Here is a 21,884-nt window from a genome sequence, read left to right on the forward strand (position 1 = left end):
CAACCTCCTCGGGTCGGGATCACCGACGGGATGAGGCCAGCCTAGCCAGCTCACCCGCTCAGATCGAGGACATCAGCCCTGCTGGGCCAGTGCCGCCATCGCCGCGCCGCTGATCCGCTGGGTGGTCCACTCATCCATCGATTCGGCACCGATCGATCGGTAGAAGGCCAGCGAGGGAGCGTTCCAGTCCAGCACCGTCCATTCCAGACGCCGGTACCCCTGGTCCAGACAGACCGCCGCCAGACTGGAGATCAGCGCCGTGCCGTACCCGCGACCGCGGAACTCGTCGTGGACGTAGAGATCCTCCAGCCAGATGCCGTTGCGCCCGGTCCAGGTGGAGTAGTTGAGGAAGTACACCGCGATGCCGACGATCCGGCCGTCGAGGTCGATGACATGGGCGAAGACATTCGGATGCTCCCCGAAGAGGGTCTGCGCCAGATCCTCGACGGTGTTCTCCACGGCATCGGGCTCCCGCTCGTAGACTGCCAGGGCCTGGATGCAGGCAAGGATTCCGGGTTCGTCACCATGGTGGGCGGCACGCAGCACGGCGCCGGTGGCAAGTGTCTGGGGATTCACTCACGATAGGCTACCGAAGCTCTCGCCCGGGTCCTCGGTCACCTCCCTGCGACATCCCTGCGTCGATAACCGATGAGTCCCACCGCCAGCAGCCCGGCGCCGATCGCGGTCTCGACGAGCACCGGCGTCCAGTTCATCGGATCGGTGGGCAGGTGTGGGAGGTGCCCCCAGGGCTGCAGTCGGATCAGCCAGCCGGGAGCGTCGGCCAGCGGCAGCAGCCAGGTGGTGAGCGCGGTCCAGCCGACCAGAGCCCAGGCGATCCACAGACCGCGGGGCCACAGCCCCAGCAGGGCGGTGGCCAGGCCGATCACCAGCAGCATGCCGGGCAGGAAGGCGGCTGCCGCGCCGAGCAGCTGCCAGGGCAGCCGGGCCGAATCGTCGTGGACCGCCTGCCACAGTGGAAGCAGTACCCCGGCGATCGGTAGCAGCAGTCCGGTCAGTGCCAGGGCCGGCAGCAGATGGCTGGCCAGCAGTCGGGGCCGGGAGGTGGCGGTCGCCAGCATCGCCTCGGCGCGGCCCTCGGTCTCCTCGCCGCGCAGCCGGGCGATCATCGATACCCCGGCCAGCGAGATGACGGTGGTCATGATGCCGAGCATCGCGGTCTGGAAGGCGATCACCAGCTCCGAGGAGCCCGAGCCGAGCTCCTGGAGAAGCTTCGCGACGCTCGGCTGGTTCTGGTAGATCCGGTCGACGGTCAGCGACAGCGACCCCATGAACAGGCAGGAGAGGCTGATACCGAGCCCCCAGCCGATGAGGCCGCCGCGGTGCAATCGCAGCGCCAGCCCCCAGGCCCCGGACAGCCCGGGGGCAGCAGTGGCGGGCCCGGGGCGCTCCCCGATGATGGCGCTGCCGAGATCACGTCGGGACTCCAGGGCGAATGCCAGCCAGGTGAGGATCGCCGTCAGCGCCAGGGGCAGGGTGAGCACCCACCAGCGCTCCCCGGCGTAGGGCCGGGCATAGGCCGCCCAGTCCATCGGCATCGCCCAGCCCCAGCGGACCAGACCGGGCTCGCCGGAAGCGTCGATGAGTCCCCTGACCAGGTAGAGCCCGCCGAGGATCCCCATCGTCACGGCCCGCGCGGTACGCGCAGACTCGAAGACCTGCGCGGCGACGCCGGCCAGAGCGGCGATCATGGTGCCGGTCAGTGCGATCCCCAGCCCCCCGGCGACCGATCCTGCCGCCGGGGTGCCCGCGCCGATCATGCTCGCCGCGATGACCCCGCCCAGCACCAGGCAGGCCGCCATCGACAGACCGAGGGCGGCGGCCAGTGGGGTGTGGCGATCCACTGCCGCCGAGCGGATCAGCTCAAGACGGCCGTCCTCCTCCTCGGCGCGGGTGGCCCGCACCACACCCAGCCCCGCCATGATCCCGGTTGCGGCAGCGGTGAAGCCGCCGACCCGCCAGAAGGTGAACCCGCCCGCCGTGCTGAGGTCGAAGGGCAGGCCCAGGATGGCCTTCATGGTCGGATTGGCGGCCAGCCCGGCCAGCATCGCGGCGCCGGCCTGCCCGGCCGGCACGAGGTCGTGGTACTTGAGCGCGGTCAGTGGCAGGAAGGACGCCAGCACGAGGATCCACACCAGGTAGAAGATCCGGTGGCGCCGCAGGTAGAGACGGCCCACAGTGGTCAACCCGGTCATCCCTCGGCCCCCCTGGAGGGTTCCTCGGCATGCCTGGGCGCCGGAGGTGCCGCCGGGGTCTCGCTGCCGTAGTGGCTGAGGAAGAGCTCCTCCAGATTTGGCGGGGTGGCGGTGACACCGCGGGCGCCGGCCTCGCCGAGGACTCCCAGGACCGCCGGGATGGCCTCGTCGTCGACCTCGAGGTGCACCGAGTTGCCGTCGATGCGGGGGTCGTGGGTACCCCGCAGGCCGGTGAGGCGGGTGGGATCGTCGAGGGTGGCGGAGACACTGGTGCGGTGAAGGTGGCGCAGCTGGTCCAGGGTGCCCGACTCCACGATCCGCCCGGCCCGGATGATGCTCACGTGGTCGCACAGCTCCTCGACCTCGGAGAGGATGTGGCTGGACAGCAGCACGGTGCGCCCGGCCTCATGCTGCTCGCCGATCACCTCGGTGAACTGGCGTTCCATCAGTGGGTCGAGGCCCGATGTGGGCTCGTCGAGCAACAGCAGTTCGACGTCGGAGGCCAGCGCACTGACCAGGGCGACCTTCTGCCGGTTTCCCTTGGAGTAGGCACGGCATCGCTTGCGCGGATCGAGGTCGAAACGGTCGATGAGGGAGTCGCGGCGCCTGACGTCCAGGCCGCCGCGGGCCCGGCCGAGCAGATCGATGACCTCCCCGCCGGTGAGGTTGGGCCACAGACTGACATCGCCGGGGACGTAGGCGAGACGCCGGTGCAGCTCGGCCGCGTGGCGCCAGGGATCACCGCCGAACAGTCGTGCGGTGCCGGAATCGGCGCGCACGGTGCCGAGCAGCACCCGGATGGTGGTGGACTTCCCGGCTCCGTTGGGGCCGAGGAAGCCATGGATCTGGCCCGGTTGCACCGTCAGGTCCAGATCGTCGAGGGCGAGTGTGCGGCCGAAGGTCTTGCGGATGCCGGTGAGATGGATCACCGGCTGGGATGCTCCGGTGGTGGTCATCAGGACTCCTTGGTCGGGTCGGGCTCTGCTGGGTCATTGGGGTGGGGGCCGGCCGCAGTGGGCTGGGAGGACGTCTCGGCCATCGGGTTCGCGACGAACAGTCCGTTGGTGAACAGGTCGAAGGAGGCCGTGGCGTACCGTTCGACCACCTCGCCGCCCAGCAGGTCGGTGCCCCCGAGCTGGCGGGCGATGTCGCCGGCATGGGCCAGGGTGCCGGCGGAGTGGGCGACCAGGATCGCCGAGGTGGCGGTGAGATCGGCGACCGGCCGGATCGTGCCGGCCTCGACACCGGCCTCCAGTACTTCCTCGGTGGCGTGGGTCATCACATCGAAGAGTCGCTGGGCGGCCTGTCCGCCGCCCCGCATCCGTTGCATGAGGTAGTCCATCACGAGCCGGATCTGCGGATCATCGGTGATGACCTGCATCGGGTTGATCCTGGGCCGGTCATCGGTGAGGAAGTCCTTCTCGGCCAGGGTCTGGCCGATGAGCCATTCGTCACAGGCCTCCAGAAGACCCTCCTTGGACCCGAAGTGGTAGCTGACAAGGCCTATCGGAACCCCGGCCCGGGCCGCGATGACTCGCACCGTGGCACCCTGCGCGCCGAGCTGGCCCACCGCCGAGATCGCGGCGTCGCGGATCCGTTGTCTGGTACTCCCGGCCTCGGAAGCTGTTATACGCATGTTCAATATTGAACATGCGTTCAAAGCAGCTGTCAAGAGGTGAGTTCCAGCAGGGTGGTGACGGTGCTCCAGTTGCGCACCGTGACGACGGCCTGCGCGCCGAGGATCCGGGGTCTGAGCACCGCGGAGGCCAGCCTTGAGCGGCCGATGCCGTCGGGCAGCCACAGGTAGACCATCCGATCGCCGAGCTCGAAGCCTTCCGGGGCGAAGGCAGAGGCCTCGATCTGCTCGAGGCGGGACGGGTCGGCAGCGTCTGCGAGGAAGGCGGCGTGCAGCTGCCTGCCGCTGTCGGGCCCGGCCGGGAAGGGGCACCTCGCCACCACCTCGGCCAGGTAGTGGTGGCTCCTGACGATGACCTCGATCCGCTGCCCGAATGTCTTCTCGAGTCCCGATGACACCTGCTGGGCGACCACCTCCTCCTGGTCGTCGCTGATGAGCACCGCCTGGCCGCTGTGCAGATAGGTCCTCACATCGCGGTAGCCGAGGTCTGTCAGCAGGTCGCGCAGCGCGGCCATCGGCACCTTGCGGTGCCCACCGACATTGATCCCGCGCAGCAGCACGGCGTAATGGGTGCCCGGCGTCGATGACTCGGCCATGGTGGCTCCCCTCCCCCTCAGTTGCTCAGGGACTGCTCGAGGCGGCCCCGGTCGCTGAGCCATTCGAGGGCCTCATGAATGGCGTCCTGGGGCCGGTAGCGGGGCCGATACCCCAGCAGTCTGCGGGCCTTGTCGATGGCCGCGAGGTGACTGCGGCAGAGGTGACGCCGGCTGAGTTCGGCATGCTCGGCGCTGGTGCCCTCCCGGAACCGGTCCCAGCCGACCGTCTCGAGCCTCGCCGACCGGCCGAACCAGCCGGCGGCCAGGGTTGCGTATCCACGTACCGTGAGGGCCGAGGTCGAGACGATGTTGAAGTCCTGACCGGCGGCATCCGCGCGGTGCGAGAGGGTCCTCTCGAAGGCCTGTGCGACGTCGTCGGCATGGACGTGGCTCAGCAGCTGGGCGCCACCATCGGGAACCTCCAGAGGCTGGCCGGACGCCAGTCGGCGCCAGACCGTCGGGTCCAGGTTGCCCAGTGGTCCGATCGGACACCATCCCTGCCCGGTGACATGGCCAGGATGCAGGGTCGTGGTCATCAGTCCCCCGTCGGCGGTCTCGGCGGCCAGCATCCGGGAGATCTGGTCCTTCCGGACTCCGTACTCGTCGAGGGGTGGGCCTGCGCAGCCGTCTCCACCCTCGGAGTCCTCCCGGATCGGCAGGGTGAGGCTGGCCCCGTAGCGCCACAGCGAACCGCAGTGCACCAGATGGGCTGTTCTGCCCCGCAGAGCCTCCACCAGGGCTCTGGCCGAGCTCGGCGTGTAGCAGATGAGATCGATGACGACCTCGGGATCCTGGGCCAGGACCGTCCTGCCGAAGGTTCCCGCGGCGTCCTCGGCCGCCCTGTCGGCGCGGACCTCGGTGACCTGGGACCACTCCGGACCGTCGGTGTACCGGCGGCCGGTTCCCCGGCTGATGGTGGTCACCTCGTGGTCGGAGCGAACCAGCCTGGGCACCAGGAAGGATCCGATGTGGCCGCCGCCGCCGATGACAAGAGTTCTCACCGGTTCACCCTCTCAGATCCGGCGGGTCACGCCGGCGGACAGGACCTGGCGGTTCGTCCCAGGGGGCGGGGTCGAGGGGGTTCGGATTCGGAGGGAGGTACCGGGAGATGACCCCGGTTGCTGGTGGCTGTTGCTGGAGGGGCCGGCTCAGGCCGTCGGCTCCATCGCGGCGCGGAACTGTCGGTCGATCTCCAGGAGGCGGCCCCGCACCGGCTCCAGGGTGGTGGCAGGGTCGATGAGCTGCCACTGCTGGTTGACGTCGGAACGGCCGATGTGGGCCTCGATATGGGTCTCCAGGAGGTTCATCCTCAAGGAGGTGAGCACTCGGGTGAACGGTTCGACACTCGCGCTGCCGTTGTGCCCCCCATAGGTGAGGAAGGTGGCGGGCCGTCCGTTCCACTCGGTGAAGAGGAAGTCCAGGGCATTCTTGAGGACGCCCGGGTAACCCCAGTTGTACTGCGGGTAGACGAACAGGAATCCGTCGAAGGCCGAGATGGTCTGGCTCCAGCGCCGGGTGTGGGGGTGCTCGTAGTGCCCCAGCGCCGCCATCAGGGGCTCATCCAGGAAGGGCAGGTCGACCTCGGCCAGGTCGACCAGTTCATAGCTCAGCGGGCTGGGCTCCAGGATCCGATGTGCCCAGCCGGCGATGGCGGGGCAGATCCGGGAGGGGCGGGTGCTGCCGACGATGATGGCGATGCGCTGGTCGGTCATGGCGACTCCTTGTCGACGGCCACCCTTCTCGGGTGAACTATTGGTACGTGCCACGAACTATTATTAGTTCGTGGCACGTACATCATCAACTAGGATGTCGGCATGACGTCACGAGGCCCAGCGCCGGACCGCCGGCGTGCAGCTGCACCGGGTTCCCCCCACAGCACTGCGGGGGATGTCCTTCGCGACACGACCGAGCAGCTGGATGACTGCCTGATCGACGCCCTGGTTCAGCTGTCCTTCGTGGTCCAGAAGGTGATCGGTCGGATCGCCGAGGCCCAGGAGATGTCGATCACCCAGGTGAGGTTGCTCGCAGTGCTCGAGGATCGCCAGATCGGCGTCAAAGAGCTGTCGGGGATCCTGGAACTGGGGAAGTCTGCCACCAGTGGCCTGGTGAGTCGGGCCGAGCGGCGCGGCCTGGTCCGCCGTCACGAGGTGCCTGAGGATGCCCGAGCCGTCCAGGTGGGGCTCACCCCTGCCGGCCGGGCGATGACCAGGTCGGTGCGCCGGGAGGTGCGTGCCGACCTCACCGGCCTGGCCGTGGCGCTGGCGCCGGCCGACCGGGACCGACTGCCCGGGCTCGTCCAGCCGCTGGTCGACGAGTACTTTGCCCAGCACCTGGTGAACCCCACATCGTGAGCTGTCTGATGGCGCTCGGCCTGCCGGTGGACCGGTCGAGATCCTGAGCCCCGATCCGGTCTCACCGCCTCAGCCACGAGCCGCCCAGCTGGCTCCCGGGGTGCGCACCGCGATGGCAGCCAGGATGGTCAACCCGACCACCTCCAGGCCTCCGCCGGCGACCGCGAACCACTCGCCGCCGCCCAGGAAGACGTTGATGCTGTGACCCACCGGCCAGCCCAGGATGAGCGCACCGGCATACCAGGGCAGCCGACGCGACAGCAGCACCGCGAGGCCGAGCAGGGAGGTACCCACCAGATTCCCCAGCACGAAGACAACTCCGGGGATGTAGAACATCGGCCCCGACTGGGCGGATTCCAGGGCCGGGACGGCTCCTGGGGTGTTCTGGACGGCGAGGGCCACTGGCAGCGGACTGGCCGTCAACGCGAGGTAGCAGACGTAGCCGGTGATCATCATCACCACTGCGCACAGCGACAGCCGCGGCCGATAGGGCCGCAGCACCCGCAGTGCGGTCAGCAGGCCGGGGATCGCCAGCAGTGAGCCGGCCATCACCAGCATGCTGCAGGCGGTGATCTCGGCCGGGAATCTCCGGTACATCTCCAGCGCCTCGGCGGCTCCCGCGACATCGGACAGGCCATTGGAGGTGGAGATCACGGCGTAGATCGTGTTGCAGGCCATCTGAAGGATGAAGGCCGACGGCAGCGCGATCGCCCCGAGGACCTGCCGGAGGCGGAGGGTCGGATCGGAGCCTTCTCGCGGGTGGGCCGCGATGGCCTGGGCGGTGACCAGGTCCGGCTCTCTGAGGGGTTCGGGGGGCGCCGGCCGTTGCGGCACCGGCTGTGCGACCGGCGAGGTCCGGGCGGGGGGACGAATGGTCCGGGTCATGATCTGCTCCTGTTGCTCGGGGGTGTGGGCACACCTCGACAGTGCCCCGCCGGGACCCGCCCGGACATCGGGGGCAACCCCCGAGAACACCGCGTGCTGGCACGGATGCCGGTGCCACCGCCGGCCCTTAGGCTGCTGCCATGAGAAGGCCTTCCGGCATGCCTGGGGCTGCCCACCGCGGGCACCGCGTGGTGGTCGGGGTGTGCTGGATCGGCTCCACCCTCTTCGCCGCCGGTGCCGGGCTGTCACCGATATCGGCATCCTGGACAGTGTTCGTCGCCGCCTGCGCCCTCGGCGCAGTCTCACTGGGACTGGCGACGCTGGTGCTCCGGCGCGCTCCAGGGACCCCGTTGGCCGGCTGGCTGGCGCTGGCGGGCATGTCCGCGGTGGTCACCTGCACCGTCGACGGAGCGCGGCTGGGCGCCTTCTCGGGCAGCTGGATGCTGCTCTACCTCCCCTTCGCGATCCTCCTTCTGCTGGTCCCCACCGGTCATCCGGCCGGACCGCGTTGGGGACTTGCCGGTGCGGCGATCACCGCGGTCACCGGGGTCTTCATCGCGCTGTGCGCAGCGCAGTGGCGATGGCCCGGCCTGAGCGCGCCGACGATGCTGCCGTCGGTCGGCCTGTTGCTGGTGTTCCTGGGGCTACTGGTGGTCTGCGCCGCCGCTCCGGTGGCCCGATATCGTCATGCCGGGCCGGCCCAGCGACGTCAGCTTCGCTGGGTCTTCCTCTCCGGGGTCTCACTTCCTGTCACCCTGTTGCTGTGCTGGGCGAGCTATCTGGTGCTCGGCAACCCCGACCTGGTCGGCATCGGGCTGGTGGTGATGTACCTGGCGATCCCGATGGCAACGACGATCGCGGTGGTGCGTCCGGGACTGTTCGACATCGACCGCGCGGCGGTGGCCACGGTGACGGCCACGCTTCTCAGCCTGGCGGCGCTCATCATCTTGTCGGTGGCCGCGGCCTCGGTCGGGCTGACGATGACCCAGTGGTCCCCGACAGCTGCGCTGGGCAGTACCGCCGCGCTCGTGGTGGCCGCGGCCTTGGCCTACCGCCCGCTGCGCCGTGCGCTGGACGGGTTGCTCTACCCCGAACGTGGCCGGGCACTCGGGGAGTTGGCGGAGCTGATGCAGCGGGTGGACGCTGGGGTGTCGCGGCCCGAGGAGGTCGAGCAGGTGCTGCGCCGGGCGATGCGCGATCCGGATCTGGTGATCGGCTACCGCAGCCTCACCGACGGTCGGATGCAGACGGCAAATGGTCTCCCGGTGAGCGGCAATGCGATGTCGGTCCGGGTGCTGGTGCGCGGTGAGCAGATCGGGATGATCATCCCCTGCCCCAACAGGACCCACCGGCCCGCACCCGAGATCGTCAGTGCGGCCGCACCGATGATGGACGCCGCGCGACTGACATCAGAACTGGCCCGGGCCACCGCCGAGACGGAGGCCTCCCGTCAGAGGATGCTGAGGGCCGGCTACCAGGAGCGGCGCAGGCTGGAGCGCGACCTCCACGACGGTGCCCAGCAGCGCCTGGTGGCGCTCGGAATGAGGCTTCGGGTGCTCCAGCGGACGGCCGGCACCGATGCCGGGGTCTGCGAGTCCCTGGACACTGCGGTGGCAGAGCTGGGCACCGCCGTCGCTGAACTGCGTCAGCTCGCCCACGGGGTGCGGCCCTCGGCACTGGACGACGGACTGGCCTTCGCCCTCTCGGACCTGGCTCGGCAGGCCCCTGGGATCATCGAGCTGGACGTCCACGCCGCCGAACTGCCGGACGCCGTCGCCACCACCGCCTACTACGTCGTCAGTGAGGCGGTCACCAATGCTCTCCGCCACGCCGGGGCCTCCCGGATTGTCGTCGCGGTGCATCACGAGACCCACAGTGACAGGGCCCGCACTCATCCCCACCAGCTGCGGGTACGGGTCACCGACGACGGCTGCGGGGGTGCCGGGATCCGGGGAACCGGTGGCCTGACCGGCCTTCACGACCGGGTCGGGGCGCTGGGCGGGTCGCTCTCGGTGGCCTCGCCGACAGGTGCCGGGACCCTGGTGGAGGCGGTGCTGCCATGCGGATCGTGATCGGGGAGGACTCCGCGCTGTTCCGCGAGGGACTCTCGGCACTGCTGGAGTCCGCCGGTCATCAGGTGGTGGGACGGGCCTCGACCGCTGCCACCGCGGTGGCCCAGGTGCGAGCGCTCCACCCCGACGTCGTCATCCTCGATGTCCGGATGCCCGATGACGCCGAGGGGATCGAGGCCGCCCTGGAGATCCGCGACTGGCGACCACCGACCCCGGTGATGCTGCTCTCCCAGCACGTCGAGACCCGACGGTCGGTCGAGCTGGTGACCTCGGGGGCGATCGGCTACCTGCTCAAGGACCGGGTCCTGGACGTCGAGGAGTTCATGTCTGCTCTGCGACGGGTGGCTGCCGGCGGTACCTCGCTGGATCCGGAGGTGGTGCAGCGGCTGCTGGGTGCGGCCCGGGCATCCAGCGTGCTGGAGGGTCTGACCCCTCGCGAGAATGAGGTGCTGGCTCTGATGGCGCGGGGCTGGTCGAATGCCGCGATCGCGCAGCGGCTGTTTCTGTCGGAACGCACGGTTGAGACCCACATCAGCAGCATCTTCAGCAAGCTCGGAATGATCGAGTCCCCCGACGGGAACCGTCGCGTCCGAGCCATTCTGACCTACCTCGATGCCCGGGCCGGCTGAGGCTCTGCCCCTCTCACTGCGCCGGGGTGGCACTCAGCGTCGTCCCGTGCTGCCGCCGGCCATTCCCCCTCCGAATGTTCCGGTGGTTCCGAGGGCGCCTCCGCCCATCGAACCCGAGCCGAACCCCCGCAGTGAGCTGGAACCGGAGGTGGGCAGTGCTGAGGTGGTGTCCGCGATCGCCACCGTGGTGCCCGCCGAGATTCCCCGGGTGACCTGCACCTGGGTGGCCCCGATGGCTCCGAGACCGACCCGGGTGCTGGTGGCCTTGTGGTCGGAGCCGACCACCCTGACGATCCCGGTGCTGTCATCGACCAGGGTGACCGCCGATACCGGCACGACGGTGGCACCGGTGGCGGCCGCAACCGTGATGACGGCGCTGGCCGTGGTACCTGGCAGCAGTCCCTCACCGGGGTCCTGCACGGCGACGGTGACCGGGTAGCTGGCGGTCGACGACCCCGTGGAACTCTCGGCCAGAATCCCGATCGCACTCACCGTGCCCCGCGAGGTCGTGCCGGCGGCCGAGGACACGGCCACGGACTGTCCCACCTTCACCGATCTGATGCTGTCCTCGCCGATCGACAGGGACAGTGTCACGCCGCTGTCACCGACGATCCCGATGGACTCGCTGGTGGTTGCCTGGTCCCCGGTGCTGAATGGCACCGCGCTGATCGTTCCGGAGATGGGCGCTGTCAGGGTGGCATTGTCCAGCTCGACCTCGGCATTCGTCAGATCCAGCTGAGCGGAGGCGACGGTGGCCGAAGCCTGGGCGACAGTGGTGGACTGGCCGGTCTGGCCCGCCTGCCCTGTCTGGCCCGACTGGCCTGTCTGTCCGGTCTGCCCCGCCTGACCTGTCTGGCCCGACTGGCCCGCCTGCCCGTCTGAGGAGGTCGAGGGTGTGCTGGACCCGGTGGATGAGGTACTGCGGGAACCGGAGGTCGCGGAACTGGCCGTTCCGCTGTGGCCCGCGGCCGCGGACCCATCGGTGCCGCCACGACTGGTGCCTGAGCCGGTGCCTGTGGAGGCCGAGCCGGTCGACGCACTCGATGAGCCGGCGGAGGAGGAGTCCGAGGCGCTGGCGCTCCTGGTGGCCAACGCAACGATCTCGTTCACGGCTTGGGCCAGCGACTCGCGCGCCGCTGACACCAGGGACTGTGCGGCCGTGAGTGAGTCCAGGGCGGCGATGCACGTCGTGGCACCGGACTTCGAGGAGGATTCGGTGGCCGCCGCGGAGGGCTCGGCGGAGGAGCTGTCGGCGGGCTGGGCGGAGGTGCTCTCGGAGGGCTCCTCGGTCGCCGAGGGGCTCGGCTGGGAGGCCGACGCGGAGCTGCTGGCGGACGGGGCCTGGGAGCTGCTCGACTCGGTCGAGGAGGCGGAGCTGGTAGTCGGGCCGGCCGGGGACGATGACGAGGTCGTGGTGGTGGCAGGGTCGGTGGGGTCGCAGGACTCCGATGTGGCGCTCAGTCGGCTGCTGAATCCTGCCCAGGACTGGTCGAACTCCCGCTGGGCCTGTGAGACCTTCTGCTTGAGCCGGTTGAGCTCCTTGAGCTGCTCGGCCTTCGATGTCTCGGCGCTGGTGGCTGATGTACCCGTCCCGCCGCTCGATGACGCCGAGGGACCGGCCGAGGAGCGGCCCGTTGAGGCCGAGCTGGCCGGCGCGCTGGCGGCCGCGGAGGGTGATCCGCTGGCGGAACCCGAGGTCCCGGTGGACCGGCGGACCGAGGTCGACTGGCCGCCTGTGCCGGCGGCGGAGGAGCTGCGGGCGGTGGCCTGCGCGCCCTGTGCAGGGGAGGTGCCTGAGGCAGAGGAGGTGGCTGATGCTGTGGCACTGGCCGAGGCACTGGCGGCGGTCTCGGCCTGGGCCAGGGACTCCTTCGCCTGCGCGAGGGTCAGTTCCGCCTGGCTGACGTCGGCCTCCAGGGAGGTGGGGTCCAGAGTTGCCAGGGTCTCACCGGCGGTGACCTGCTGGCCCACCGTGACCTTGACGCTCGACACCGTTCCAGCCGCCGGGAAACTCGCCGATGCGCTCTTCTGGGCCGCGACGCTGCCCGAGGCGGTGAGGGTCTGGGTGACCGAGCCGGTGGTGGCCCGGGTGGTGATCCATCTCTGGGAGGCCGCGGCCCGACGCTGCTGGAGCAGGGTCAGCGATCCGCCCAGAGCCAGGATGAGGACGGCGGTGACGATGATGACCGCCCGTCGTCGCAGCCTTCTGCGGGGACGACCCTGCTGGTTCTGTCGACCTGTCGCGACGGTCATCCTCTGCCTTCCGTCGTGCACGAACCGTTGCTGGCCGTGGAGAGTCGTACCGAGGTGGCGGTCACCGCACCCGTGCTGTCGGTGCTGCCCTGTGCCACTGCGCACAGGCCGACCTTGAGGGCCGAGGCAGTGGTCGTCCCGGTCCTGGTGATACTGGTCGAGGCAGCCACGGTCACCGTGGTGGGGGTGGTCGTGCCGGCGGCCGAGGTGACGCCGGCGCTTGGTGTCGCGGAGCTGCCCTGCGGGCCGCCCGATCGCTGAATGACCGCGACGGTGATCGTGCTTCCGGACACCGCGGTGACCTTGCCGCTCAACATCCCGCCGGCCGAACGCCCACCGGAGCCGGCTGCGCCCGAGGGGCGTGCCCCGGACGGCATCGCCCCGCCGGACGGCATCGCACCGCCGGACGGCATCGCACCGCCGGAGGGCATCCCTCCCCCGCCCGGCGCGCCTGCTCCCGCTGGCCGGCCGGCAGCGGATCCTGCTGGCTGCTGGCCGCCACCGCCGGCGGCCTCCTGACAGGACCCTCCACTCGCTGCCGAGATGGTGATGCTGGAGGCGGTGATGGGACCGGTCTCTGTCGCCCCGGGCGAGGCAGAGCCGTTGGTGGCCGATCGGACGCTCACGCACTCCCCCGCCTTGATGTCGGAGGTCTTGCCGGTCACCTGCGAGGTGAACCTGGTGGACGAGGAGTAGGTGACCGCCGTCTGCTCGTCACTGCCCTGCACCTGGAAGGTCTTGCCGTCGATCTCGGCGATCAGTCCGGAGGTGCCCGGCGCCGAGCGTTGGGCCTGCGACGGGTCCGCCGGTGTGGAGGACGCCGCCGAGTCGGACTGGGCGGCGGAGTCGCTCGATGAGCAGCCCGTGGTGAGCAGCACCGCGGCGCCGATGCCAGTGGCGACCACCGCGCGCACAGGGACTCGATGGCTGAGGGGGTGGAGGTTTGGGGTGAACCGCATGATGATCCTTCGAAACAGGGACAGTTCGGAACAGCTGCGAGGCGCGGTCGGCGTCACTCTCGTCTCAGCGCGTCGATGGGGGCGAGCTTGGCCGCTCGTCCGGCCGGGTAGACCCCTGCGGCCAGTCCGACGCCGACCGCCACGACCAGGGAGCCGACCGCTGCCCACCAGGCCAGCGTCACGGGCTGGCCGATCATCTTCGGCAGCAGCCAGGAGCCGAGGGCGGCGATCGCCAGGCCGAGCAGCCCGCCCGCCAGCCCCAGGGCGCCGGCCTCGACGAGGAACTGGCTGCGGATCACTGCGGGCTTGGCGCCCAGAGCCTTCCTCAGGCCGATCTCCCTGATCCGCTCCGAGACCGAGACCAGCATGATGTTCATCACCCCGATCCCTCCGACAACCAGTGAGATGGCCGCGACACCACCGAGCAGAATGGTCATCGTGCGATCGGTGGAGGTCGCCGTCGACACCAGGGACTGCTGGCTGGTGATGGTGAAGTCCGCATCATCTCCGGTACCGACCTTGTGGCGGGTCAGCAGGGCCGCGTCGGCCTCCTGGTAGGCGGAGCTCAGCGCGTCCTGGTCACGGGCCTGCAGGTAGATCGTCGAGACCGTCGTCGCCGAGGTGCCGACTGCGGCTGATGCCGTGGTCCACGGCATCAGGACCATGTCGTCGTCACTGGTCGAGGATGTGCTGGTGGACCCCGAGGAGGCCATCACGCCGATGACCGTGAAGGAACCGCCGTTGATGGTCACGCTCTGTCCCACCGGGGACTGTCCCGAGAACAGCTCCTCGGCGGTGTCGGAGCCGAGCACGACCACCTTGTTCTGCTGGCTGAGGTCGGAGGTGGTGATGAACCGTCCGCTGGTGAGGCTCCTGCTGCGCACCGTGAGCCAGTCGGGGGTGATCGCATAGACGGTCGAGGTCCAGGTGGTCGAGCCTGCTGCCAAGCTCTCACTGGCACTCGCGACCGGTGCCACCGCCGAGATGCTCGGTGCCACTGTGGAGTCGGTGAGCGCCTCGGCGTCGGCACGGGTGAGGGTGGTGGCGGTGCCGAACCCACCTCGCACGCCGCTGGAGGAGGTGGTGCTGCCCGGGGAGACGATCAGCAGGTTGCTGCCCAGGGCGGCGATCTCGTCCTTCACCTGCTTCTGCGCACCCAGGCCGAGCCCCACGGTGAGGATCACAGAGGCGATACCGATCATGATGCCCAGTACCGTCAGCAAGGAGCGCATCCGGTTCAGCCGGACGGCCTCGAGGGCGACCTGGAGGGTCTGGGAGAACCTCACGCCGCCACCTCCGCGGGATCGATGATGTGACCGTCCCTCACGTGAACCATCCGTTGGGCGCGGTCGGCGACCTCCTGCTCATGGGTGATGAGGACGATCGTGCGACCGGTCCGGTGCAGTTCGTCGAAGAGCGACAGGACGTCCTCGGTGGAGGCGGAGTCCAGGTTTCCGGTGGGCTCGTCGGCGAGGATGATCGCCGGTTCACTCGCCAGCGCGCGGGCCACCGCGACTCGCTGCTGCTGGCCTCCGGACAGCTCCCCGGGCCGGTGGTGGATCCGGGGCCCCAGTCCGACCCGTTCAAGGGCCCTGATCGCGCGCTCCTTGCGCTCACCGGCCGGCACCCCACCGTAGAACAGCGGGAGCTCGACATTTCGCCAGGCCGACAGGGCCGGGAGCAGGTTGAACTGCTGGAAGACGAAGCCGATCTCCTTGTTGCGGATCTCGGCCAGGTCGTTCTCCCCGAGGCTGGCCACGTCGTGGCCGTTGATGAGGTAGCGCCCGGTGGTGAGCACGTCGAGGCATCCGAGGATGTTCATGAGTGTCGACTTGCCCGAGCCCGAGGGGCCCATGATCGCCAGGTACTCGCCCCGGCGGACGTCGAGGCTCACCCCGCGCAGCGCCTGAACCGCGACGGCACCGGTCTGATAGGTCTTGGTGACGTCGTCGAGGGTGACGACGGAGTCCTGCGACACCGACATCACCGTCCCCCCTGCCCGCCAGGACCGGAGCCACCGCCGGAGCCGCCCCCGGGAGCTCCTCCAGCCGGGGCCTGGCCGCCGCCGGGTCCCTCTCCAGCGGAGCCCGCCTGCGAGAGATCCCCGGATCGGGAGCCGCTGCCCCCCGAGCCCGAGGACTGAGCGGCCCGGAAGCTCGAGACGACCACCTGGTCACCCGATGACAGCCCACTCGTGATCACCGTGCTGCGCCCGATCACCGATCCGAGGGAGACCTTGGTCCGTACCTCCTTGCCACCGACCAGGCGCTGCACGTAGCTGGTGCCATTGTCGGTGGTGATGGCCTCAGTGCTCACGCTGATGACATTGGTGAGCTGCTTGGTGGTGATGGCGGCGGTCACCGAGGAGCCCGGCAACAGGTCATTGTGGGTGCCGGTGACCTTGATCGTCACGGGGAAGGTCGAACTCCCCGAGGAGCTGTCGGAGGAGCTCGCCACGACTCCCACCGATGTCACCGTCCCGTAGATGGTCGTGCTGGACCCGGTTCCGGAGATGGTGGCCTGCATCCCCTTCTTGATCGAGCCGACGTCACTGGCGGACACCGAGGTGGAGACGGTGTAGGTGCCCTTGTCGAGGATCGTGATGGTGCCGGAGGAACTGCTCGAGGCTGTCGTGGACCCGGTCCCCGATCCCCCTGAGCCGGCCGACGTCTGGGAGGTGTCCGACCCGCCGGCGGATCCGGATCCCGATCCGCTGGCCCCGCTGGAGCCGGATGACCCGACGGTGTCGCCCTCGGCGATGTCGACGGCTGCCACGACTCCGGCGAAGGGGGCCGACAGGTCGGCCCCGTCGAGGTTCGTCTGGGCCTGGCTGACCGCGTTCTCCTTGACGGTGACGGTGGCCCTGGCCGCCGAGATCGCCGTCGAGGAGGAGTCGCTGTCATCCTCGAGAGTGGTGAGGCTGTCCTCGGCCGCCTCCAGATCCGCCTTGGCCGACTGGAGGGCGACCTTCAGGGCGGAAGGATCGATGGACGCGAGGACCTGGTTCCTGGTAACGGTGTCGCCGACCGCGACATCCACCGAGGTGACTGTTCCGCTGGAGCTGAATGACAGGCTCGACTGGCGCAGTGGCTCCAGGGTGCCCGAGGCCGAGACCGTCGACTTCAGTGTTCCCGCCGAGACCGTCTCGGTCCGGTACTGGGGCTGCGCGGACGAGTCCTCGGGCCGCAGCGCCACCAGCCACACCACCGCCGCGATCACCAGGACTCCCGCCACCACCACGATGATCTGCCAGCGGCGTCGCCTCGGCCACAGGTGGGAGAGGAACCGTCTGGCCCTGCCTCCTCGAGTGCTGTTCTCAGCCCCGGGTTCGACCATGCCCATACCTTCTGTCTCGGTGTTCTGCCATCCAGTGGCCAGATCACGATGGCAACGGAGGCTGTCGGAGGCAGCGGGACAAGTTAGCTTTCAGCTGTGTGATCGCGGGCCGAGGGCTTCTCGACCGCGATCACCGGCTCCTCGAGAGTCGATTTCCCAGATTGCCGGACGGAGCCCACGTAGCCTTGGGCCATGGCCACCGACCCCACCAGGACCTCGGCACTCATTGCACAGGCCGAGCGCTACGGCGCCCACAACTACGAGCCGCTTCCAGTGGTGATCTACTCCGGTGAGGGAGCCTGGGTGGTCGACGTCGAGGGTCGCAGATACCTCGACTGCCTGGCCGCCTACTCGGCGCTCAACTTCGGACACCGGCACCCTGCGCTGGTCGCGGCGGCCCACCACCAGCTGGACCGCCTCACCCTCACCAGCCGCGCATTCCACAACGACCGACTCGGCGAGTTCATGGAAGGTCTGGCCAGGCTGACGCACAAGGACATGGTGCTGCCGATGAACACCGGTGCCGAGGCCGTGGAGTCAGGCATCAAGGTGGCCCGTGCCTGGGGCTACCGGACCAAGCGGGTGGCCACGGACCGGGCGCGCATCATCGTGGCGGCCGGAAACTTCCACGGCCGGACCACGACCATCGTCGGTTTCTCCAACGATCCGAGCGCCAGGGACGGCTTCGGACCGTTCACTCCCGGCTTCGACGTCGTGCCCTTCGGGGATGCCGAGGCCCTGGCCGCAGCGATCACCCCGGACACCGTCGCGGTCCTCATCGAACCGATCCAGGGCGAGGCCGGCGTCATCATTCCGCCAGATGGCTATCTGGCCGAGGTCCGGCGTCTCACTGCTGACAACGATGTGCTGTTCATCGCCGACGAGGTGCAATCGGGGCTGGGACGCACCGGGGCGACCTTCGAGTGCGACAACTGCGGTGTCGTGCCTGACCTCTACCTGCTCGGCAAGGCCCTGGGAGGAGGCATCGTGCCGGTCAGCGCCGTGGTGGGGGACGCCGGCGTGCTCGGCGTCCTGCAGCCGGGCGAGCACGGCTCGACCTTCGGTGGCAACCCGCTGGCGGCGGCGGTCGGCTCCGCGGTGGTGGACCTGCTGGAGACCGGCGAGTTCCAGGCCCGGGCCCGCGATCTCGGTGAAGTGCTGGCGAGGCGTCTCGAGAGCCTGGTGGGCCATGGCGTGCAGGCGGTTCGGGTGCGCGGCCTGTGGGCCGGGATCGACATCGATCCCGCCCTGGGCTCGGGGCACCTGGTCTGTCAGCAGCTGGCCGACCACGGCGTGCTGGCCAAGGAGACCCACGGATCGACCATCCGGCTGGCACCACCGCTGGTCATCACCGCCGCGGAGATCGACTGGGCAGTCGACCAGCTGGAGGAGGTGCTCGCGGGCCTGGGATGACCTCCCGGCCGCCGCAGGGGCGCCATCGGCTGCCAGAAGAAGCCCATCGAGGAAGCCCATCGACGGGACGAGTCGGTGGGCCGATCGGCGCGCATGCCGGAAGTACCGACTAACGTCGCAGCATGCATGTCGTTGAGCGTGGCACGGGGACCGCCCTGGTGATGATCCACGGCTGGGGGCTGGACCACCGAATGCTGCTGCCACTGGATCCGGTGGTCGAGCAGGCCGGCGGATGGCGCCGGATCTACCTCGATCTTCCCGGGCACGGTGGCAGCCCGGCAGGCGGGATCTCGAGCACCCAGCAGATCGTCGACGCGGTGGAGGCCGAGCTGGCCGAACGGCTCGGCGACCAGCCCTTCGCGATCCTGGGCAACTCCTTCGGGGCGATGGTCGCCCGTCAGATCGCGCACGACCGACGCCCTCAGGTGCTCGGCCTGGCGACGGTGGCCGGCGCCTTCATCGCTGACGCCGCCGCCCGGACGCTGCCGGAACGCACCGTCATCCACGAGGATCCGGCGGTGATCGCGGCACTGGGCGAGCTGGGAGCCGAGTACACCCCGATGGCCGTGGTCCAGACCCGCGAGCACGCCGAGGCCTTCCTGACATCGGTACACCCGGGCCTGGCGACCGCCGATCACCAGGCACTGGGCCGGATCGCTGAGCACTACGGATTGGCCGCCGAACCCGAGGACTCCTCCCCCGCACCCTTCGGGCGCCCCTGCCTGTTGCTCACCGGACGCCAGGACCAGGCGGTCGGCTACCAGGATGCGTGGGCGCGGATCGAGCACTATCCGCGCGCGACCTTCGCAGCCCTGGACGCCGCCGGCCACAACGTCCATCTCGAGCAGCCGGGGCTCACCGGGGCCTTGATCGCCGACTGGCTGCAACGGATGAGGCGGTATCCCTAGCGCCCTCAGAGCTGGACGGTGAGCTCCCCCAGCCGGTCTGTCAGTGCCATGTTCTCCGAGTAGTCCACCGGGCAGGCGATGACGTGGACCCCGCCGTCATCCAGGGCTGCTCGCAGGGTCGGCGCCAGCTCGTCGGCGGCAGTGATCAGGTGACCCTCGGCGCCGAAGGACCGGGCGTAGGTCACCAGGTCGGGGTTGGTGAAGTCGACAGCCTCATGACGGCCGAGTTCCATGTCCATCTTCCACTTGATGAGCCCGTAGGAGTCGTCGATCCACACCAGGGCGACCAGGGGGATCTCCTCGCGCACCGCCGTCTCGATCTCCTGGGAGTTCATCAGGAAGGCCCCGTCACCCATCGCCGCCAGGATCTTGCGATCCGGCATCGCCAGCGCGGCACCCAGCGCCCCGGGCAGGGTCCAGGCCATCGTCGACAGACCGTTGGAGATGACGCAGGTCTCCGACGCCTCGGTCGGGTACAGCCGGGCCATCCACATCTTGATGGCCCCGGTGTCGACCAGCACGATGTCCTCATCGTCGAGTGCCGAACGGATCTCGTGGACGACGCGCTGGGGCTTCATCGGGAAGGACCCGTCGGCGGCACCGCGCTCCAGCTCGTCGTGGAGGAGACGCCGGATCGGGGCATGCGGGAAGTCGAACGCGGGAAGGTCGGCGTCGCGGGCGGCGTCGGTGAGGGCCTGCAGGGACTCGGCGACGTCGGCCTCGATGTTGATCGAGATCTGGTAGTCGGCGTCCTCGTCCTGGGCGAAGCAGTTGACGTGGATGATGGTCTTGTCGCCGGACGGATTGATCCGGGCAGGGGCGAACTCCTGCAGTTCGTAACCGACCGCCAGGATGACGTCGGCCTTGTCGAAGGCGAAGTTCTCGTAGTCGTGGCGCATGAAACCGACCACCCCCAGCGCATTGGGGTGGGAGTCGGGCAACACTCCCTTGGCCTGGAAGGTGGTGGCCAGGGGCAGGTTGAGGGTCTCGACCAGCTCGCGCAGCTCATCCTCGGCGTGCGACCGGGCGACGCCGTGACCGGCGAGGATCACCGGAGACGTGGCATTGCTGAGCGCCGCGATGGCCGCGTCGATCTGTACCGGGTCGGGAAGGGCGTGGTGGGTCGGACGGGACACCAGGGGGACCACCGAGGCCTCGACAAGCTCGGCCTCGACATCCTGGGGCACGGCCAGATAGGTGGCACCGGGACGCTCGGCCTGGGCCAGGTCGAAGGCCTTGCGCACCATCTCCGGCACCGCCTCGGGGCGCTGGATGGTCGCCGACCACTTGGTGACCGGGGCGAACATCTTCTCCAGATCGACGATCTGGTGGGACTCCTTGTAGATCCGGTTGAGCCCCACCTGAGCCGAGATGGCGACCACCGGCACGGAGTCGGTGGTGGCGTCCGTGACTCCCAGCAGCAGGTTGATGGCACCGGGGCCCAGGGTTGCGGTGCACACCCCGGCGCGCCCGGTGAGCCGACCGTAGACGTCGGCCATGAAGGAGGCGCCCTGCTCGTGGCGGACCAGGACGAACCGGATGTCCGGGTCGTCGTCGATCTCCTGGACGAGTTGGATGTTCTCCTCACCAGGAATGCCGAAGACGAACTGGACCCCTTCCCGGCGCAGGCATTCGGTGATGAGGCGGGCGACGGTGCGTTCTGAGTTCACCTGGTCATCCTCTCGCATCCTGGCTCGCAGGTCATTGCCGTCCTGCTACTGGCCGGCGGAATCCCGGAACCGGGTACAGCCCGGCCCCGGGGCCTTCTCACAGCACGACGAGGCCGACCAGATAGCTGATCGTCAAGGTCAACAGTCCGACCTCGAGCGACCGGCGGAGGGTGCGTCTCAGGTGGGTGCGGCCCACTCGTGCGCTGAGGATGGAGGTGATGGTCAGTGAGATGACGACTGCCACCACGATGGCTGCCGACTCCACTCCGGAATGGAAGAAGAACGAGATGAGCGGCGGGATGAGGGCTCCGATGCCCTATGCCAGTCCGGCAGCCAGCCCGGTGCGGACGGTCGACGCGGAGGTCTGCACCGTGCTGATCCCGTACTCACTCTCGAGCTGAGCACTCAGCGGATCGAGATCCATCAACTGTCGGGCCACCTCCTCGGCGACCTCAGAGGTCAGCCCCTTGGCCCGGTAGTAGGCCGCGAGTTCCTGGTACTCGGCCTCCGGATCAGCCAGGATCTCGCCACTCTCCTGTTCGATGACCGCCAGTTGGGCGTCGCGCTCGGCGGCGGCCTCGGCCCACTCGGCACCTCCCACGCTGAGCATGCCGGCGATGGTGGCCGAGGATGCCGCCACCAGCAGGACGGCGTCACCGGAACCGGCGCCGGCAAAGCCCTCGAGGATTCCGGCGGTGGCGATGATGCCGTCATTGGCGATCGCGAACCATCCTCGCGCCTCACTCGGATCGAAGCGGGCCCAGGGCCGGCGTCCGGGGCTGTGCACCCCGGATTCCGGTGGCTCCGGTCCGTCCACCGCAGCATCTGTCACACCTGCTCCTTCCCGAGGGGTCGCCCGCAGCCGACCAGCAGGTGGCGGTCACCGTTGCTTCCGAGTCGTCCTAGGTGTACTTCCCCGGGAGGTTGTGAACGGGTGAGGTAGCGAAGACCTCCGGGCAGGAT

Annotated in this window: 19 protein-coding genes and 1 pseudogene; 5 read left to right on the forward strand and 15 right to left on the reverse strand. The window is 69.3% G+C overall.

Features of this window, described 5'->3' with window-relative positions:
* Positions 1-72: 72 nt before the first annotated feature.
* The 7 genes from G554_RS0102975 to G554_RS0103005 form a co-directional block, all read right to left on the reverse strand.
* The gene (locus tag G554_RS0102975) at positions 73-576 is read right to left on the reverse strand and encodes a GNAT family N-acetyltransferase (RefSeq protein ID WP_211220401.1); all 504 of its coding nucleotides are present in this window, start codon (positions 574-576) and stop codon (positions 73-75) included.
* A 38-nt stretch (positions 577-614) separates the two neighbouring features.
* Complete coding sequence (locus G554_RS14325) at positions 615-2,204, reverse strand: ABC transporter permease (RefSeq protein ID WP_154654148.1); 1,590 nt, start codon at positions 2,202-2,204, stop codon at positions 615-617.
* A gap of 5 nt (positions 2,205-2,209) precedes the next feature.
* Positions 2,210-3,169 (reverse strand): ABC transporter ATP-binding protein, encoded by a 960-nt coding sequence (locus tag G554_RS0102985; RefSeq protein WP_027586745.1) that lies wholly within the window; start codon positions 3,167-3,169, stop codon positions 2,210-2,212.
* The gene (locus tag G554_RS14330) at positions 3,169-3,849 is read right to left on the reverse strand and encodes a TetR/AcrR family transcriptional regulator (RefSeq protein ID WP_084648263.1); all 681 of its coding nucleotides are present in this window, start codon (positions 3,847-3,849) and stop codon (positions 3,169-3,171) included. Before G554_RS14330 ends, G554_RS0102985 begins: the two co-directional genes overlap by 1 nt.
* Before the next feature lie 32 nt (positions 3,850-3,881).
* On the reverse strand, positions 3,882-4,445 hold the full coding sequence (locus tag G554_RS0102995; protein ID WP_027586746.1) for a DUF1697 domain-containing protein: 564 nt from the start codon (positions 4,443-4,445) through the stop codon (positions 3,882-3,884).
* A 17-nt stretch (positions 4,446-4,462) separates the two neighbouring features.
* Positions 4,463-5,446, reverse strand: coding sequence for an NAD-dependent epimerase/dehydratase family protein (locus tag G554_RS0103000; protein WP_027586747.1), 984 nt, complete (start codon positions 5,444-5,446; stop codon positions 4,463-4,465).
* 147 nt (positions 5,447-5,593) lie between these two features.
* Positions 5,594-6,157 (reverse strand): NADPH-dependent FMN reductase, encoded by a 564-nt coding sequence (locus G554_RS0103005; protein ID WP_027586748.1) that lies wholly within the window; start codon positions 6,155-6,157, stop codon positions 5,594-5,596.
* A 102-nt stretch (positions 6,158-6,259) separates the two neighbouring features.
* On the opposite strand from G554_RS0103005, the gene G554_RS16585 reads away from it, so the two are divergent.
* On the forward strand, positions 6,260-6,796 hold the full coding sequence (locus tag G554_RS16585; protein WP_051232285.1) for a MarR family winged helix-turn-helix transcriptional regulator: 537 nt from the start codon (positions 6,260-6,262) through the stop codon (positions 6,794-6,796).
* Positions 6,797-6,865: 69 nt separating this feature from the next.
* On the opposite strand, the gene G554_RS0103015 is transcribed toward G554_RS16585, so the two are convergent.
* Complete coding sequence (locus G554_RS0103015; RefSeq protein WP_027586749.1) at positions 6,866-7,681, reverse strand: hypothetical protein; 816 nt, start codon at positions 7,679-7,681, stop codon at positions 6,866-6,868.
* A 140-nt stretch (positions 7,682-7,821) separates the two neighbouring features.
* On the opposite strand from G554_RS0103015, the gene G554_RS16590 reads away from it, so the two are divergent.
* Positions 7,822-9,753: a sensor histidine kinase gene (locus G554_RS16590; RefSeq protein ID WP_154654149.1), complete on the forward strand. Its 1,932-nt coding sequence runs from the start codon at positions 7,822-7,824 to the stop codon at positions 9,751-9,753.
* Positions 9,741-10,382 (forward strand): response regulator transcription factor, encoded by a 642-nt coding sequence (locus tag G554_RS0103025; RefSeq protein WP_027586750.1) that lies wholly within the window; start codon positions 9,741-9,743, stop codon positions 10,380-10,382. Before G554_RS16590 ends, G554_RS0103025 begins: the two co-directional genes overlap by 13 nt.
* Before the next feature lie 33 nt (positions 10,383-10,415).
* On the opposite strand, the gene G554_RS0103030 is transcribed toward G554_RS0103025, so the two are convergent.
* From G554_RS0103030 to G554_RS0103050, 5 genes are read right to left on the reverse strand one after another with little or no spacing between them, the layout of a single operon-like run.
* Positions 10,416-12,635, reverse strand: a complete 2,220-nt coding sequence (locus G554_RS0103030; RefSeq protein WP_027586751.1) for an efflux RND transporter periplasmic adaptor subunit — start codon at positions 12,633-12,635, stop codon at positions 10,416-10,418.
* The gene (locus G554_RS0103035) at positions 12,632-13,594 is read right to left on the reverse strand and encodes a DUF5666 domain-containing protein (RefSeq protein WP_027586752.1); all 963 of its coding nucleotides are present in this window, start codon (positions 13,592-13,594) and stop codon (positions 12,632-12,634) included. Before G554_RS0103035 ends, G554_RS0103030 begins: the two co-directional genes overlap by 4 nt.
* A 53-nt stretch (positions 13,595-13,647) precedes the next feature.
* The gene (locus G554_RS0103040) at positions 13,648-14,880 is read right to left on the reverse strand and encodes an ABC transporter permease (RefSeq protein WP_027586753.1); all 1,233 of its coding nucleotides are present in this window, start codon (positions 14,878-14,880) and stop codon (positions 13,648-13,650) included.
* A complete protein-coding gene (locus tag G554_RS0103045) occupies positions 14,877-15,578 on the reverse strand; it encodes an ABC transporter ATP-binding protein (RefSeq protein WP_027586754.1) in 702 nt (233 codons plus the stop codon). The genes G554_RS0103040 and G554_RS0103045 overlap by 4 nt, the downstream gene beginning before the upstream one ends.
* The gene (locus G554_RS0103050) at positions 15,578-16,930 is read right to left on the reverse strand and encodes an efflux RND transporter periplasmic adaptor subunit (RefSeq protein WP_154654150.1); all 1,353 of its coding nucleotides are present in this window, start codon (positions 16,928-16,930) and stop codon (positions 15,578-15,580) included. Before G554_RS0103050 ends, G554_RS0103045 begins: the two co-directional genes overlap by 1 nt.
* A 192-nt stretch (positions 16,931-17,122) precedes the next feature.
* Here G554_RS0103050 and rocD point away from each other — a divergent pair, with 192 nt between their 5' ends.
* Both rocD and G554_RS0103060 read left to right on the forward strand, forming a co-directional pair.
* Positions 17,123-18,343, forward strand: a complete 1,221-nt coding sequence (gene rocD / locus G554_RS0103055) for an ornithine--oxo-acid transaminase (RefSeq protein WP_027586756.1) — start codon at positions 17,123-17,125, stop codon at positions 18,341-18,343.
* A gap of 122 nt (positions 18,344-18,465) precedes the next feature.
* Positions 18,466-19,251: an alpha/beta fold hydrolase gene (locus G554_RS0103060; protein WP_027586757.1), complete on the forward strand. Its 786-nt coding sequence runs from the start codon at positions 18,466-18,468 to the stop codon at positions 19,249-19,251.
* Positions 19,252-19,256: 5 nt separating this feature from the next.
* On the opposite strand, the gene G554_RS0103065 is transcribed toward G554_RS0103060, so the two are convergent.
* Entirely contained in the window at positions 19,257-20,921 is a 1,665-nt protein-coding gene (locus G554_RS0103065; protein WP_245569921.1) for an acetolactate synthase large subunit, read from the reverse strand.
* 97 nt (positions 20,922-21,018) lie between these two features.
* Positions 21,019-21,753 (reverse strand): annotated as a pseudogene (locus tag G554_RS16595) (VIT1/CCC1 transporter family protein).
* Positions 21,754-21,884 lie beyond the last annotated feature (131 nt).

This window comes from Acidipropionibacterium thoenii DSM 20276 (assembly GCF_000423445.1).
GTDB lineage: Bacteria > Actinomycetota > Actinomycetes > Propionibacteriales > Propionibacteriaceae > Acidipropionibacterium > Acidipropionibacterium thoenii.